13 protein-coding genes are annotated in these 14,993 nt (G+C 37.9%); all 13 read right to left on the bottom strand.

Going from position 1 to position 14,993, the window contains the following annotated elements:
- Nucleotides 1–275: 275 nt before the first annotated feature.
- The 13 genes from rpsO to ACAN52_RS03660 all read right to left on the bottom strand — a co-directional run bounded on the left by rpsO (nt 276) and on the right by ACAN52_RS03660 (nt 14,909).
- Nucleotides 276–542 carry a 30S ribosomal protein S15 gene (gene rpsO / locus ACAN52_RS03720; protein WP_378952422.1) on the bottom strand — a complete coding sequence of 89 codons (267 nt, stop codon included), beginning with the start codon at nt 540–542 and terminating at the stop codon, nt 276–278.
- 160 nt (nt 543–702) lie between these two features.
- Complete coding sequence (locus ACAN52_RS03715) at nt 703–1,638, bottom strand: bifunctional riboflavin kinase/FAD synthetase (RefSeq protein ID WP_378952419.1); 936 nt, start codon at nt 1,636–1,638, stop codon at nt 703–705.
- 43 nt (nt 1,639–1,681) lie between these two features.
- Nucleotides 1,682–2,566, bottom strand: coding sequence for a tRNA pseudouridine(55) synthase TruB (truB, locus tag ACAN52_RS03710; RefSeq protein ID WP_378952416.1), 885 nt, complete (start codon nt 2,564–2,566; stop codon nt 1,682–1,684).
- A complete protein-coding gene (locus ACAN52_RS03705; RefSeq protein ID WP_378952413.1) occupies nt 2,563–3,516 on the bottom strand; it encodes a bifunctional oligoribonuclease/PAP phosphatase NrnA in 954 nt (317 codons plus the stop codon). Before ACAN52_RS03705 ends, truB begins: the two co-directional genes overlap by 4 nt.
- 3 nt (nt 3,517–3,519) lie before the next feature.
- Nucleotides 3,520–3,876: a 30S ribosome-binding factor RbfA gene (gene rbfA, locus ACAN52_RS03700; protein WP_378952410.1), complete on the bottom strand. Its 357-nt coding sequence runs from the start codon at nt 3,874–3,876 to the stop codon at nt 3,520–3,522.
- A 19-nt stretch (nt 3,877–3,895) separates the two neighbouring features.
- A complete protein-coding gene (gene infB / locus ACAN52_RS03695; RefSeq protein ID WP_378952407.1) occupies nt 3,896–6,601 on the bottom strand; it encodes a translation initiation factor IF-2 in 2,706 nt (901 codons plus the stop codon).
- Nucleotides 6,602–6,677: 76 nt separating this feature from the next.
- Nucleotides 6,678–6,989 (bottom strand): L7Ae/L30e/S12e/Gadd45 family ribosomal protein, encoded by a 312-nt coding sequence (locus tag ACAN52_RS03690; protein ID WP_378952404.1) that lies wholly within the window; start codon nt 6,987–6,989, stop codon nt 6,678–6,680.
- Nucleotides 6,986–7,252 (bottom strand): RNase P modulator RnpM, encoded by a 267-nt coding sequence (gene rnpM, locus ACAN52_RS03685; RefSeq protein ID WP_378952401.1) that lies wholly within the window; start codon nt 7,250–7,252, stop codon nt 6,986–6,988. Before rnpM ends, ACAN52_RS03690 begins: the two co-directional genes overlap by 4 nt.
- Nucleotides 7,253–7,261: 9 nt before the next feature.
- Nucleotides 7,262–8,305: a transcription termination factor NusA gene (nusA, locus tag ACAN52_RS03680; RefSeq protein ID WP_378952398.1), complete on the bottom strand. Its 1,044-nt coding sequence runs from the start codon at nt 8,303–8,305 to the stop codon at nt 7,262–7,264.
- A gap of 28 nt (nt 8,306–8,333) precedes the next feature.
- Nucleotides 8,334–8,792, bottom strand: coding sequence for a ribosome maturation factor RimP (rimP, locus tag ACAN52_RS03675; RefSeq protein WP_378952395.1), 459 nt, complete (start codon nt 8,790–8,792; stop codon nt 8,334–8,336).
- Nucleotides 8,793–8,990: 198 nt separating this feature from the next.
- A complete protein-coding gene (locus tag ACAN52_RS03670) occupies nt 8,991–12,662 on the bottom strand; it encodes a PolC-type DNA polymerase III (protein ID WP_378952392.1) in 3,672 nt (1,223 codons plus the stop codon).
- Nucleotides 12,663–12,744: 82 nt separating this feature from the next.
- Nucleotides 12,745–13,656, bottom strand: a complete 912-nt coding sequence (rocF, locus tag ACAN52_RS03665; RefSeq protein ID WP_378952389.1) for an arginase — start codon at nt 13,654–13,656, stop codon at nt 12,745–12,747.
- Nucleotides 13,657–13,754: 98 nt separating this feature from the next.
- A complete protein-coding gene (locus tag ACAN52_RS03660; RefSeq protein ID WP_378952386.1) occupies nt 13,755–14,909 on the bottom strand; it encodes a metallophosphoesterase in 1,155 nt (384 codons plus the stop codon).
- Between the last annotated feature and the right edge of the window lie 84 nt (nt 14,910–14,993).

Genomic DNA, 14,993 nt, shown 5'->3' with positions numbered 1-14,993 from the left:
GATTAAAACTTCGACATTTTTTTTAGTATTTCCTTTATTATTATAAACTAATCTATAAAATTACTAAATTATATGTACTTTATCGATTGACTAAGTCGCTCTAAGATTTATACCCTTTTAAAATGGGATCTAAGAACGATTACTATTTAGTTGGAGTGAGAACTTCAACTAAATCAAGTCTTCTTTCTCTTATAATAAGAAAGGACTTGGCTTGTGCCAAGTCCTTGACGCAGGCAAAAGCCTTAGTCCCCTTCTTAGATAATTGAGAAAATCTCTTACTTTCTCAAGTTAAGTTTCTCAAGAATAGAACGATAACGTTCTATATCATTATCACGTAAATAGTTCAATAAGTTTCTACGTTGACCAACCATTTTCAAAAGACCACGTCTTGAATGATGATCTTTTTTGTGCATTTTTAAATGACCTGTCAAATAGTTGATGCGTTCAGTTAAAATAGCAATTTGTACCTCTGGTGATCCAGTATCAGCTTCATGTAAACGATACTGCTCAATTAAAGACTGTTTTAGTTCTGCTGTTAACATAATAATACCCTCCCTTTTATACATATCCCCATTAGCCAAGATAATCGTTGGAGAATCGAGCATCCTCGCTATGGTTATCTATGATTAAACGTCAAAATGGCGTTCACCAACAAAATACATTTTATCATAAAGAGCACTTCTTGTAAACAGTGTTTACTCTTTATTTTAAGCTCGCAGCTGCATAATAGACTTCAGCCGCTTTTATGTCATGATAAATTTGTGATTTAAGTCCTTCAGCATCGGCAAAAGTAACTTGACCACGAATATGTTTTAAAAAACATACTGTAATAGATTGTCCATATAAATCACCAGAGAAATTCAAAATATGAACTTCGAGACGACGGTCAGTACCTTGAAAAGTCGGGTTATTACCGATGTTAGCAATCCCATTATACTGAATATTTTTAATGGTGAGAGAAACTGCATATACTCCATCAGCTGGTAAAATCAAATGATTAGGAATTTCAAGATTTACAGTTGGATATCCCATTTTGCGACCACGTTTGGCCCCATGAATGACGATACCATTCACTTTTACAGGTCTGCCAAGAAGATGGGCTGCTTGATCAACATGACCATTGCCGATCAGTTTCCTGATTAAAGTGCTGCTGACAATCACATCATCTACATAGACAATCGGATGAATTTCCACCTTAAATCCATGCTGTATTCCCGCCTGCTGTAACAACTCTGGTGTACCACTTCGTTTATAGCCAAAAAAATAATTTGGTCCAATAACAATATGTTTCGGATCTAAATTTTTTAATGCTAAATCAATAAACTGCTCAGCTGAATATTTTAGGAACTCAGGTGTAAAAGGAATGGTTAACAAAACATCCACACCCAATTTTTCGATTAATTCAGCTTTATCATCTTGGGTTACAAGTTGTAGTGGACAACGTTTGGGGGCAACTACAGCCAAAGGATGAGTGCTAAACGTAAAAACCACACTTGTACCATTGATTTCTTTAGCTAGCTCTACAGCGCGAGAAATGATTTTTTGATGACCAAGATGTATTCCATCAAAAGTCCCCAACGCAATTGTCATTCTAGGAAATTTTTCAGTTAGATTAGTAATTTCTTTTATTATTTCCATATATACACCACACAAATATCAATAAATAGAAGAACCTTTTACATCAAGGTTGTCCTGACATGAGTACTTTTATAGGAATAATGACTGCTGCTTTTTCTTTTTTCTGTCCAATACCAATCAAAACATCTTCATGATCATAAATTCTTAGTAAATTTTGACCACCTTCGTCACTCATCGTCGTTGGAATCGTTTGCCCATGTTTAAATGCCTTTGCAACTTCTTGAGATAAGATTATTTTTGGCATATACTCAAGGGCATGGTCTACTGGCAAAATAGCACTTTCAGAGTTAGTGCTGATTTCTTCCAGTGTAACAGCTTGACCAATTTCAAAAGAACCTACACGTGTCCGCACCAGAAAAGACATCACAACAGGACAATTAATTTTAGCACCAATATCTGTACATAAGGAACGAATATATGTGCCTTTTGAGCAAGTCACATCAAAAAGGATACTTTTCTCGTTCACTTTTAACAAATTAATTTCATGGATTGTAATTTTTCGAGCTTGACGTTCGACAGTAATGCCAGCTCTTGCTAATTCATATAATTTTTTCCCTTGTATTTTAATGGCGGAATACATCGGAGGAACTTGTTCAATTGTGCCAAGAAATGATGATAATACTTCTTCAATCTGAGATTGAGCAGGCATAATACAATCAATCGAATGAGTAATTGTGCCCGTATCGTCACCAGTGTCAGTTTCATAACCAATCGTTAATTCAACCCGATAACTTTTATCACAATCCGTCATATATTCAAGCATCCGTGTTGCCGGCCCTAATGCAACTGGCAACACTCCTGCAGCAGCTGGATCTAATGTACCTGCATGACCGACGCGTTTAAGATGATAAGTTCTACGTACAAAAGACACCACGTCGTGAGAAGTCATACCTGGCGGTTTCAAAATATTAATCAAACCGCCAGTCATAATGCCACCTCTGTCAAATGCTCTACGGCAACATGAAGAACTTCTTTCATGACATCATCAATTCTGCCCGTGACCGCGCATCCAGCAGCACGCGCATGACCGCCACCGCCAAAAGTCAATGCAAGCTGACTGACATCCACTGTTTTTGAACGAAAACTAATCCGAACGGTATTATCACTCATTACTTTAAACATCATAGCAATTTCTACACCTTCAATCACGCGAGGATAATTAATGAAACCTTCCGTGCTATCAAGAGTACTTAATGTATCTGGCAATACTTTTATTGTGGCAATTTTACCATGATGATGAAGTTCTAATGTTTCTAGTACTTTAGCTAATGTGAGAATACTTTCAAGAGGTTTTGACTCCATAGATTCAGAAATGAGGTTAGGCTTAGCACCATACCCCATTAAATCTGCAGCATACCGCATGGTCTGGACTGTAGTATTAGCATAACGAAAAAATCCACAGTCCGTCGCAATGGCAGTATACAAGCAAGTTGCTATATCAGGAGTAATCGTCGCATTCAACAAGGTAAGTAATTGGAAAATAATTTCTCCAGTAGCTGCCGATCGTTGATCAATATACCAATAATCAGCAAACTTAGTATTTGATACATGATGATCAATATTTAAGATTGGTGCTTCAACATGCTCTTTTACTTTACCAATACGCTCAATATCACTGGCATCAAGTACGATAAGTAAGTCAGCACTGATGACTCTTGAAGTTGGTTTCTGAATGGCTTGATAACCTGGAAGAAACTTGTAGAGGACAGGTATATCATCATCAAGTATCATCTTAACGTTTTTCCCTTGGGATACAAGATACTGATTCAGTGCCAACATAGATCCCAAGCAATCGCCATCAGGCTGAACATGGGCAGTGAGAACGATTGTATTGCTATCTTGCAAAAGCGTAGAGGTTTGTTTAAGTGAAAAATCCATTGTTTACTGTTTACTCTCTTCCTCTTTGATTTTAAGTAACAATTCTTGGATATGAGCACTATAATTTAAGGATTCATCAAGATGCAATGACAACGTGGGTGTTAATCGCATGCGAATGCGTTTACCGATCTCCGAACGCATATACCCCAAAGAGCTTTGTAATCCTTTCCAGGTATTAGCTTTCTGTTCATCACTGCCCATTAAGCTAACATAAATTTTTGCACTGAGTAAGTCACCCGTTACTTCAACTTGCGTAATGGTAACAAAGCCAACTCGTGGATCTTTGATTTCAGTTAAAACAATTTTACTAATTTCTTGTTTGATAAGTTCTTGAACTTTTTCAACTCGGAGTTGTCCCATATCTATCTGACCTTCTTTTTTAACCCTTAGGTTTTATTTCTTCCATCGTAAACGCTTCAAGAATATCGCCTTCTTTAAGATCGCGGAAATTATCAACAGTAACACCACATTCATATCCGGCAGCCACTTCTTTAACGTCATCTTTAAAACGTCTTAAGGATTCAAGCGGACCTTCATGAAGAACAATACCATCACGTATCACACGAACTTGAGAAGAATTGAACACTTTACCTTCTAATACATAGGCTCCAGCAATAATAACTTTAGAAATGGTAAAGATTTGACGTATTTCTACGCGCCCTTGAATGACTTCTTTATAGGTCGGTGCGAGCATTCCTGTCATAGCAGCTTTAACATCATTTAAGGCTTCATAAATGATCCGATACATTCGAATATCTACTTTTTCTGCAACAGCAGCTTTACGTGAATTGGCATCAGGACGAACATTAAAACCGATGATTAATGCATTGGCTGCAGAAGCAAGCATAACATCTGATTCATTAATCGTACCAACACCAGCATGCACAATGTTAACCCGTACTTCGTCATTATCTGTATTCAAACCAATTAACGACTGGCGCAATGCTTCAACGGAACCTTGTACATCGCCCTTAATAACAATGTTAAGATCTTTAATATTACCATCTTGAATTTGTTTAAACAAATCATCTAATGAAACTTTTTGTGACTGCATTAATTCATCCGTACGTTTTTTAGCAATCCGTTTTTCCGCAACAGCCCGTGCAATTTTTTCATCAACAGCAACAAGTACATCGCCAGCTTGCGGTACATCAGCTAGACCAAGCACTTCTACAGGAGTAGATGGACCGGCTTTCTTCACTTTTTCACCGCGATCATTAACCATTGCCCGAACTTTACCATAAGCAGTACCTGCAATAATCGTATCACCAATGTGGAGTGTACCTTTTTGTACTAACACGGTAGCCACTGGGCCACGACCTTTATCTAATTTGGCTTCAATAATCGTGCCAAGCGCCTGACGATTAGGATTAGCTTTAATTTCTTGCATTTCAGCAACTAAGAGAATCATTTCCAACAATTCATTAATTCCTGTTTTCATTTTGGCGGAAACTGGAACCATAATGGCTTCCCCACCCCAATCTTCTGAAACAAGACCATGGTCAGATAATTGTTGTTTTATACGATCAAGATTAGCACCTGGACGGTCAATTTTGTTAATAGCTACAATGATTGGTACATTAGCGGATTTAGCATGGTTGATTGCTTCAATGGTTTGAGGCATAACACCATCATCAGCAGCGACAACCAAAATAGCAATATCTGTTACCTGAGCACCACGGGCACGCATTGCAGTAAATGCTTCATGACCAGGTGTATCAAGAAATACAATGGGTTTTCCTTGGCAAGTAACCTTATATGCACCAATATGCTGGGTTATCCCGCCAGCTTCTTGTGATGTTACATGAGTTTGACGGATGGAATCCAATAATGAGGTCTTACCATGATCGACATGACCCATTACCGTAACAACTGGTGGTCTTAACACAAGAGTAGCAGCATCATCTTCCACTTCAGCAATTTCAGTAGGATCTTCTTCAGGTGGAAGTTCAAGTACTTCAACACCAAATTCGCTTGCTACTAAAGATGCAGTATCAAAGTCAAGGTCTTGGTTGATGGTAGCCATAATGCCAAGCATCATTAGCTTTTTGATCACTTCACCGATTTGCATACCAAGTTTACTAGCAAGTTCGTTAACAGCGATTGATTCGCCAAGTTTAATATTCTTAGGTTTTGGCGGTTCTACTTTAGGTGCCAATGGTCCACGTGGTTGATGCCCACCACGATTTTGTTGAGGTTTTTTATTAAAATTACCTGCCCCTTGATTTCTAAAACCACTATTATTGGCAGGTGGGCGATTTGTATTTTGTGCAAATTTATTAGCCGCTGGGGGTCTACCTTGAGAAGATGTTTGCGGACTTGCATTTGTTCGTGCTTGTTGATTATTATTATTGAAAGGACGTTGCTGACTTTGTCCAGGGTTTTGTGGTCCATTATTGAAAGGACGTTGCTGATTTTGTCCTGGATTTTGCTGTCCATTATTGAAAGGACGTTGCTGATTTTGTCCAGGGTTTTGCTGTCCATTATTGAAAGGACGTTGCTGATTTTGTCCAGGGTTTTGCTGTCCATTATTGAAAGGACGTTGCTGATTTTGTCCTGGATTTTGCTGTCCATTGTTGAAAGGACGTTGCTGATTTTGTCCTGGGTTTTGCTGTCCATTGTTGAAAGGACGTTGCTGATTTTGTCCTGGATTTTGCTGTCCATTATTGAAAGGACGTTGCTGATTTTGTCCTGGATTTTGCTGTCCATTATTGAAAGGACGTTGCTGATTTTGTCCTGGGTTTTGCTGTCCATTGTTGAAAGGACGTTGCTGATTTTGTCCAGGGTTTTGCTGTCCATTATTGAAAGGACGTTGCCCATGAGTGTTATTCGCCATAGGACGCGCTGGTTGAACTGGTTGTTGTCCTTGAGGAGCTTGGGGTGTTGGTGCTACAGTATTTTGAGCCCCTGGTACTACTGGATTCATTTTATGAGCAAAAGTTCTAGTAATAAGGGTTTTCGCATCATCACCTACACTACTCATATGATTTTTTGCTTCCATATTATTGCGATTTAAAATATCAATAATCACTTTACTTTCAGTGTTAAATTCTTTGGCTAATTCATATATTCTATATTTGGACATTCATCTACCTCCATTTTTTTACAGAAACAGAAATTATTTTTCTATTTCCAAGTCAGTGCGACTAAGGTTTTCTCCATCATTCATTGTTGAGCAATTTTTTGAGTGCTGTACTAAAGCCTGCATCAATAACTGCTAAGGCTGCACGGTACACTTTACCAATACAGGCACCTAATTCTTCTTTTGAAAATTCCTCATAAAGTTCTACATGATAATATGTAGCCATATCGCGATAATTTTTCTTAGTGGCCGCCGAACAATCTGTGGCAATGATGACTAGTTTAGCCTGACCTGATTTTATTGCTTTTTCAACAGCCAATTCTCCGGAGGCTATTTTGCCAGCTTTTTGTGCTAAACCAAGTAGTGAAGTAATTTTTTGCTGATTGATCATTTGCCCAGCTCCGAACTTAACTGCTCATATACTTGTGTATCAATCACTCGTTTTAATGCCCGTTCCAACCTTTTCTCTTTAAAGGCTTTCGCTAAACAGTGCTCATTAGAACATACATATGCTCCACGCCCTGATTTTTTGCCCGTAACATCTAATACAATTTCATCATTGGGTGTACGCACGACTCGTAATAACTCTTTTTTATTTTTTAGTTCTTGGCAACCAACACATAAACGTTGAGGAGTTTTTTTTTGTATTACCATACAAACCTCCTATTCATTACTCTGAACTTGTGATTCACTCTTAATATCAATTTTCCAACCTGTTAATTTCGCAGCAAGACGAGCATTTTGACCTTCTTTACCAATGGCTAACGACAATTGATAATCAGGCACAACAACTCTAGAAATTTTTTCAACTTCATTAATTTCGACACTAACAACCTTTGCAGGACTGAGTGCATTAGCAATATATTTTGCTGGATCTGTATTCCATTTTACAATATCAATTTTTTCACCGCGGAGCTCATTCACAATTGTTTGTACTCGCATACCTTTGTGACCTACACAAGCACCTACAGGATCAACGTTTTCGTCACGAGAATGGACTGCAAATTTTGAACGTAGACCTGGTTCCCTAGCCACTGATTTGATTTCAACAATTCCATCATGAATTTCTGGAACTTCTAATTCAAATAAGCGTTTTAAGAGTCCTGGGTGCGTACGTGATACTAATATTTGTGGTCCCTTAGTTGTTTTTTTAACTTCAATTACATACGTTTTTAATCGATCATTATGTTTATAGGTTTCACCAGCAATTTGTTCTGATGGTGCTAAAATTGCTTCTGCTTTTCCAAGATCAATATATACATTTTTTTGTTCAATCCGTTGTACGATACCTGTTAAAATATCGCTTTCCCGGTTAGAAAACTCATCAAAAATAATACCACGTTCCGCTTCACGAATACGCTGTACAACAACCTGTTTAGCAGTTTGAGCTGCAATTCTTCCAAAATTTTTCGGTGTTACTTCTATTTCAACAATATCATCTAACTCATAACGTACATCAAGTAATCGAGCTTCATTTAAATCAAGTTCTAAACGTGGATCTTTAGTAACTTCCACCACATTCTTTCTTGCATATACATGAATGACCCCTGTGGTACGATCAAGTGATACTCGCACATTTTGTGCTGAACTAAAATTTCGTTTATAAGCCGAGATAAGCGCTGCCTCTATTGCATCAAACAAGACTTCAGGGGCAATCCCCTTTTCCTTGCCTAATTGTTCAAAAGCTTGCATAAATTCTGCGTTCACCTAAATTCCTCCTATTCAATTTTCATAATTAAAAGTCAAGATATAGTCTAACTTGTGAAGTTTTATCACGTGGAATATTCACTTCAGTGCCATCAATATCAATACTTATATTACCGTCATTTAGACACTTTAAGACTCCAACAAACTTCTTTTCGCCATTAATCGGTTTAAAAGTACTGATTTCGATTTTATCACCGACATGACGAACAAAATCACGATCTTTCCGTAATGCCCGGTCAAGTCCTGGCGAAGAAACTTCTAGATAGTAACTGTCTTTAATAGGGTCAATTTCTTCCAATTTGGCTTCAACCTGTTCACTCACCCAATGGCAGTCTTCTATTTCAATACCGCCTTCTTTGTCCAAAAAGACGCGTAAATACCATTCACGTTCCTTAACATATTCTACGTCGACTAGCTCAATTGCGCTACCAGTAACAATATCTTGAACAAGCTTTTCTACTAAATTTTCAATGTGTTCTTTTGACACAAAAATACCTCCTACCTAAGTATGGTTCTCTATCTTAGTGTTACCTAATCATATGTATGCTTATACCCTATATTTGGCAGGATAAAATAGCCACTAAGATGAAAGAGTGGGTATTATACCCACTCTCGCCGTGCTAAAAAAACAATTATACTACCGTTAATTATAGCACTACCCATTTTCTTTTACAATATAAATTTATTACCCAAATAACATCATTTGATCAGACTCAGGTAAATCATCAATACAGCCATGGTTCTTTAATATGTCAATGACGGTTTTAGAGACACGTCCTCTGCCTTTTAAATCCTCAAGGGAAGAGAAGGGATTTCCTTGCCGGCATAAAGCAATGTTATGAGCGGCATTTACACCCAGACCTTGCAACGATGACAAAGGAGGCAATAATCCATTGTCAACAATTAAAAAATTAGTTGCATCTGATTTGTATAAATCAACTCTTTCAAAAGTATAACCACGCAAATACATTTCTAAAGCGACTTCAATGACTGCTAGCAAGCTTTTTTCTTTTGCACTAATGGTATTACCTTTTGCTTCGTATTCAGCCAGTCGATTACGCAAAGCAGTTTGACCTTGCAGTACAAGATCGGCATCGAAGTCAGTGCCTCGCACGCTAAAATAAGAGGCATAAAACGCTAAAGGATGATGTACTTTGCAATAGGCAATACGAAAGGCCATCATTACATAGGCTACAGCATGAGCCTTAGGAAACATATACTTAATTTTTTGACAAGAGCCAATATACCATTCAGGCACATCTTTTTCCCGCAATTTTGCCACATCATCAGGATTGATGCCTTTACCTTTACGTACACTTTCCATGACTTTAAAGGAAAGCTGCGGCGCCACACCTTTGTGGATTAAATACATCATAATGTCATCACGAGCCGAAATAGCTTCTGATAATTTGGCAGTACCTTCTTTAATCAGATCTTGAGCATTATTAAGCCAAACGTCCGTCCCGTGAGAAAAACCGCTAATACGCACCAATTCACTAAAAGTTTTCGGTGTTGTATCTTCCAGCATTTGCCTTACAAATTTTGTGCCGAATTCCGGAATACCAAAAGTTGCGACTGTACTGCCAAGTTCCTTAGGTGTCAAACCTAACGCTGACGTGGATGAAAACAAACTCATGGTCTCTGCATCATCAAGAGAGATGACTTTTGCATCAATATCAGTCAAATCTTCTAACATTCGAATGACTGTCGGATCGTCATGACCGAGAATATCAAGCTTAACTAAACGGCTACTAATCGAATGATAATCAAAATGAGTAGTAATTGTACCAGAGGTTTTATCATCAGCAGGATGTTGGATGGGTGTAAAGTGATGCACATCCATATCCCGCGGCACAACCATGATACCACCAGGATGCTGTCCTGTCGTACGTTTTACTCCTGTGCAGCCAGAAATCAACGCATTAATATAAGCATTCCTTGGGGTAACGCCTTTATCACTAAAATAATTTTTAACATAACCATAGGCTGTTTTGTCAGCGACGGTCGCAATCGTTCCTGCTCGAAATACATTATCCTTACCAAATAATTCTTCTGTATATTTATGGGCAGTAGGTTGATAATGCCCCGAGAAATTCAGATCAATATCTGGCACTTTGTCACCGTGGAAACCCATGAACACTGCAAATGGAATATCATGACCATCTTTTAAAGTCTCTGCACCGCATTCTGGACAGTTTTTATCAGGTAAATCAAAACCACCTCCATAGCTGCCATCAGTAACAAAGATACTATGTTTACAGTTAGGGCACCGCCAATGAGGAGGCAAAGGGTTTACCTCTGTTATATCCGTCATCGTCGCCACAAAAGATGAACCAACAGATCCTCGCGAGCCAACGAGATAACCATCATCTAGGGATTTTTTTACTAACTTATGGGCAATGAGATACAAAACAGCAAAGCCATTATTAATAATCCCATCTAATTCATATTTTAAACGTTCCGCAACAACATCTGGCAATGGAGTTCCATATAAATGTTCAGCCTTATTATATGACATGGAACGGATTTCCTCTTCTGCACCAGGAATCTGTGGTGAATAAAGTTCATCAGGAATCGGTTTTATGACATCAATTAATTCGTTAATCCGTCTTGGATTTTCTACTACAACTTCATAAGATTTATCTTTGCCCAGATAAGCAAATTCATTGAGCATTTCTTCTGTTGTACGAAGGTATAAAGGCGGCTGCTGATCGGCATCACTAAAGCCTTTACCTGCCATCATAATCCGACGATACACTTCATCTTCAGGATTTAAAAAATGCACATCACAAGTTGCCACAACCATTTTATTAAGTTCTGACCCAATTTCACATACTTTTTTATTAATTTTTCGTAACCCTTCTTCATTGGCTACAATTCCTTCACGAATTAAAAAAGAGTTATTGGCAATGGGCTGAATCTCTAAATAATCATAAAAATTAGCAATTTCTTTTAATTCTTCGTCACCAGCCCCGCCCAATATGGCCTGAATCAACTCGCCGGCTTCACAGGCTGATCCTAGTAATAACCCTTCCCGATATTCCTTTAAAATCTTACGGGGAACGCGTGGAGTTCTATATAAATACTTTAAGTGAGATAAAGATACTAAGCGATATAAATTGCGAAGTCCAATACTATTTTGTGCCAAGATAATAATATGACGAGCTTTTTTAACATCATCTTCAATTAAATAACCTTCCATACCATAGATAACTTTAATACCAGCTTTAACGGCAGCATCATGAGCTTCTGGAAAAGCCTGAACAACACCATGGTCCGTAATGGCAACTGCTGGATGCCCCCACTGAGCAGCTGTTTTGACAAGATCTTTTGCTGATACCATTGCATCCATATTGCTCATTCGTGTATGAGCATGGAGTTCAATTCTTGTCGTTGGCGCATTATCCATACGGCAGATTTTGTTTACACGACACATACTATCCGCATATAAGACTAATTCATTACTGTATTTATCAAACTGCACCGTACCTTTAGCTTTAATGGTCATCCCTTTACTCAAAGCCGTTGATACTTTAGCAATTTGTTCTTTGTCTTTATCTTCAAAGAATACTTTACCACTAATACCATCCGTCATATCACTCACATCAAAAGTTAGCAACTGTCGTCCCGAACGTAATTCTCGTAACTCAAAATTAATAAGTTGTCCTTCAACGACAACATTCCGAGCTTCTTCTTGAATAGAAAGCATAGGTAAAGCCTCGGCCTTACTAATATTTCTACCAAAGATCACTGGATTATCACTTTTTGTTTCACTTGGAGTCTTGTAGTCCGTTAAAGCTTCCAGATATTCAGGTGTTAATAAATCATCTGCACAAATTACTTGTTCTTCAGGAGCGGTGGTTATACATTCCACTTCACAATTGCGATTAAATTCCTGTAAAAAAAAGTCTTGCATGGTATGCCTAATGTTGTGTGTCGCTAAAATTTCTGCTGATAAGTCACCAACAATTTCAATCGTTAAGGTCTGACCATCAAACTTCCATTGAGCATTGGTGAGCAAATGTTTAATCGAATACACACCTTTAGACATTTCTGTAATAAAATTTATCCATTCTTTGGATAGATATTCTTCCAATACTTTAACAACTTGCACGAAATTAACTTTATTCAAGCCGCAATCAGTACAAAGTTTTTGTGCAGCGAATAATAATGTTTTTTCTGAAACCTTTCCAGGTACATTCATGAAGATATTCCAAGTATTTATATTGGTATCAACTTCAACTTTCGTCACTTTAGCACACCTTAATAGTTCCTTATCTTCTTCCTTAATGGGCAGGTGTGTAATAAAAGTCAAAAAGTTTTGTGGATTGTCAGGTATAATACAGTAGCTATACATTGGCGTACCCTCTTTCGTGATCAATGCGCAAGTCTATTTTGTTGGTCTTTATTATAACAAAGGTTGGTTTGGAAGGGAAGTATCATTTGAGCCTCTCTCCCAATAGTGATCCTATGAGAGCTACAGCAACTTTAGCCGTTTGATTCTTATGATCAAGCACTGTATTTACTTCTACGAATTCGGCGCTCGTGACAATATTCGCTGCAGATATGATTTCCATTGCTAAATGACTCTCACGATAGGTAAGTCCACCAACAACAGGCGTTCCCACACCTGGCGCATGTAATGGGTCCATAACATCCATATCAAAGCTTACATGTACACCATCAGTGCCTTCAGATACAATCTTAATAGCTTCTTCCATCACTTTTGCCATTCCTAGTGTATCGATTTCATGCATAGTATACACTGCAACACCTAATGTTTTAAGCAATTTTTTTTCTCCAGGATCTAAATCTCGAATTCCAATCATGACAAATTTCTTAGGGTCTAATTTGGCTTCATGACCACCAATCCCTGTCAATCGATCATGACCATTGCCAAAAGATACTGCGACTGGCATACCATGGATATTACCTGAAGGTGAGGTTTCTGGCGTATTGATATCGCCATGGGCATCAAACCAAATAACACCTAAGTTCTTTTGGTGTTGCAATACACCAGCTATGGTTCCAATGGCAATACTATGATCGCCTCCAAGTACTAAAGGAAAAGATCTTTTGCTGATTTCTTCACTAACCTTTTTGTGAAGTTCAATATTAACCCTTTCAATTTCAGCTAGATATTTTAATTTATCTTCATCGAACTGGCAATGAGTTGGGCGATGAACTAGAATATCTTCCTTATCATCAATGATATAACCGATTGTCTCAAGTCGCTGCCTCACCCCTGCATAGCGTATGGCGCTAGGTCCCATATCCACCCCTCTGCGGTCTGCACCTAAATCCAAAGGAACGCCAATAATTGAAATGTGATTATTCATAATCGGATTCATTTTATACCTCCTTTCATCACACAATAATTTATTTTAAAAAATTATCTTACATCATAAAACGACCCACCTTAGTACGCATTGTAAAGAGGCGTGGTGGGTTAAGGAGCAAATTTAATCCTAATATCCACGATTTCAGAAACAGTTCCCAACCGAATAGGAGGTCCCCAAGTACCATAACCTGAAGATACGATGATCTGATACTGTTTTTTTCTTAAATATCCCCAATCAATTGTAAAAAGTTTTTGCGTCACTAAGTTAATAGGAAAGAGTTGTCCATGATGTGTATGACCAGATAATTGCAGGTCAACGCCCTGTAATTCAGCTTCTTCCAAATCAACGGGCTGATGATCCATCAAAATGATTGGATCTTTGCGATTACATCCTTGCAAAATAGTTGAAAGACGAGAGCGTGGCGTGCCAACCAAATCTTTTTTTAGTAAATCATCACGACCAACTAACTGAATATGATTTCCAATCCTAATGTAACGATCTCTCAGGAGTGTAATACCAGCTTGTTCTAAATAACGAATTGCTTTATCGGAATGACCATAAATATACTCATGACTACCCAGTATTCCAAAAACGCCCAAACGTGATCGAATGCCTCGCAGCATGTCAGGCATTTCATTTTCTACAAAGGCTCCGATATTTTCGTCAAGAATATCCCCTGGCATCAAAACTAAATCCGGCTTCAAGCGATTAATGATCTCAATCGCTTTTGCTAATTTTTTCTTACCAACTAAAAGTCCTAAATGCAGATCGGAAATCACAACAATGTGCAATTGAGTATAGTCGTCTACTTTTTTATTAATTGTGATATCGTAATGACGAAGAATTGGCCTGGAAGCATTCCAAGCACCATAAATAACAAGGACAATGGAAACGGTTACAATGGATAGGCCAATTTCTAATGGGTACTGATTGAACATCTCGGGTAAATAAGCAAATAATCGATTACTGAGTCGCACTAGGTCATAGCCTAACCAGAGTAAACATAAGTAAAAAGATAATCCTAACCAATAACATCCGCTCCAGATCATCTTATCGCTAAAATTACTGGGAAAGTAGATGGCACCAATTCGGCCTAGAAAATAAGTTCCAGACAAAAATATGAATATAACCCAGTAGTAGCTCTCCAGTTCAGATGCTACTGCCACCCCGATAGATTGCCAAATTCGTAAACCAATATAATAGGTACTGATACTATGAACAAGGAATAATAGTGCCGTAATCAATATAAATTTTGTTCGCATTTCCCACTCCTTGTCCATAGAATAAATATTGAATCAACATCTATGCATCTAACAAGTAAGATACCCCAATAAAGAAATTTTAAT

Origin of the sequence: Pelosinus sp. sgz500959 (genome assembly GCF_042610375.1) — a bacterium.
Classification (GTDB): Bacteria; Bacillota; Negativicutes; order DSM-13327; family DSM-13327; genus CTSoil-075.
The sequence above is the reverse complement of the archived record's forward strand: the minus strand, read 5'-3'. Positions and strand labels throughout refer to the sequence as shown.

What these genes read in the sequence shown, in the direction of transcription:
- rpsO (WP_378952422.1), bottom strand. Translation starts at nt 542, where the DNA reads ATGTTAACAGCAGAACTAAAACAGTCTTTAATTGAGCAGTATCGTTTA.
- ACAN52_RS03715 (WP_378952419.1), bottom strand. Translation starts at nt 1,638, where the DNA reads ATGGAAATAATAAAAGAAATTACTAATCTAACTGAAAAATTTCCTAGA.
- truB (WP_378952416.1), bottom strand. Translation starts at nt 2,566, where the DNA reads ATGACTGGCGGTTTGATTAATATTTTGAAACCGCCAGGTATGACTTCT.
- ACAN52_RS03705 (WP_378952413.1), bottom strand. Translation starts at nt 3,516, where the DNA reads ATGGATTTTTCACTTAAACAAACCTCTACGCTTTTGCAAGATAGCAAT.
- rbfA (WP_378952410.1), bottom strand. Translation starts at nt 3,876, where the DNA reads ATGGGACAACTCCGAGTTGAAAAAGTTCAAGAACTTATCAAACAAGAA.
- infB (WP_378952407.1), bottom strand. Translation starts at nt 6,601, where the DNA reads ATGTCCAAATATAGAATATATGAATTAGCCAAAGAATTTAACACTGAA.
- ACAN52_RS03690 (WP_378952404.1), bottom strand. Translation starts at nt 6,989, where the DNA reads ATGATCAATCAGCAAAAAATTACTTCACTACTTGGTTTAGCACAAAAA.
- rnpM (WP_378952401.1), bottom strand. Translation starts at nt 7,252, where the DNA reads ATGGTAATACAAAAAAAAACTCCTCAACGTTTATGTGTTGGTTGCCAA.
- ACAN52_RS03670 (WP_378952392.1), bottom strand. Translation starts at nt 12,662, where the DNA reads ATGTATAGCTACTGTATTATACCTGACAATCCACAAAACTTTTTGACT.
- rocF (WP_378952389.1), bottom strand. Translation starts at nt 13,656, where the DNA reads ATGAATCCGATTATGAATAATCACATTTCAATTATTGGCGTTCCTTTG.
- ACAN52_RS03660 (WP_378952386.1), bottom strand. Translation starts at nt 14,909, where the DNA reads ATGCGAACAAAATTTATATTGATTACGGCACTATTATTCCTTGTTCAT.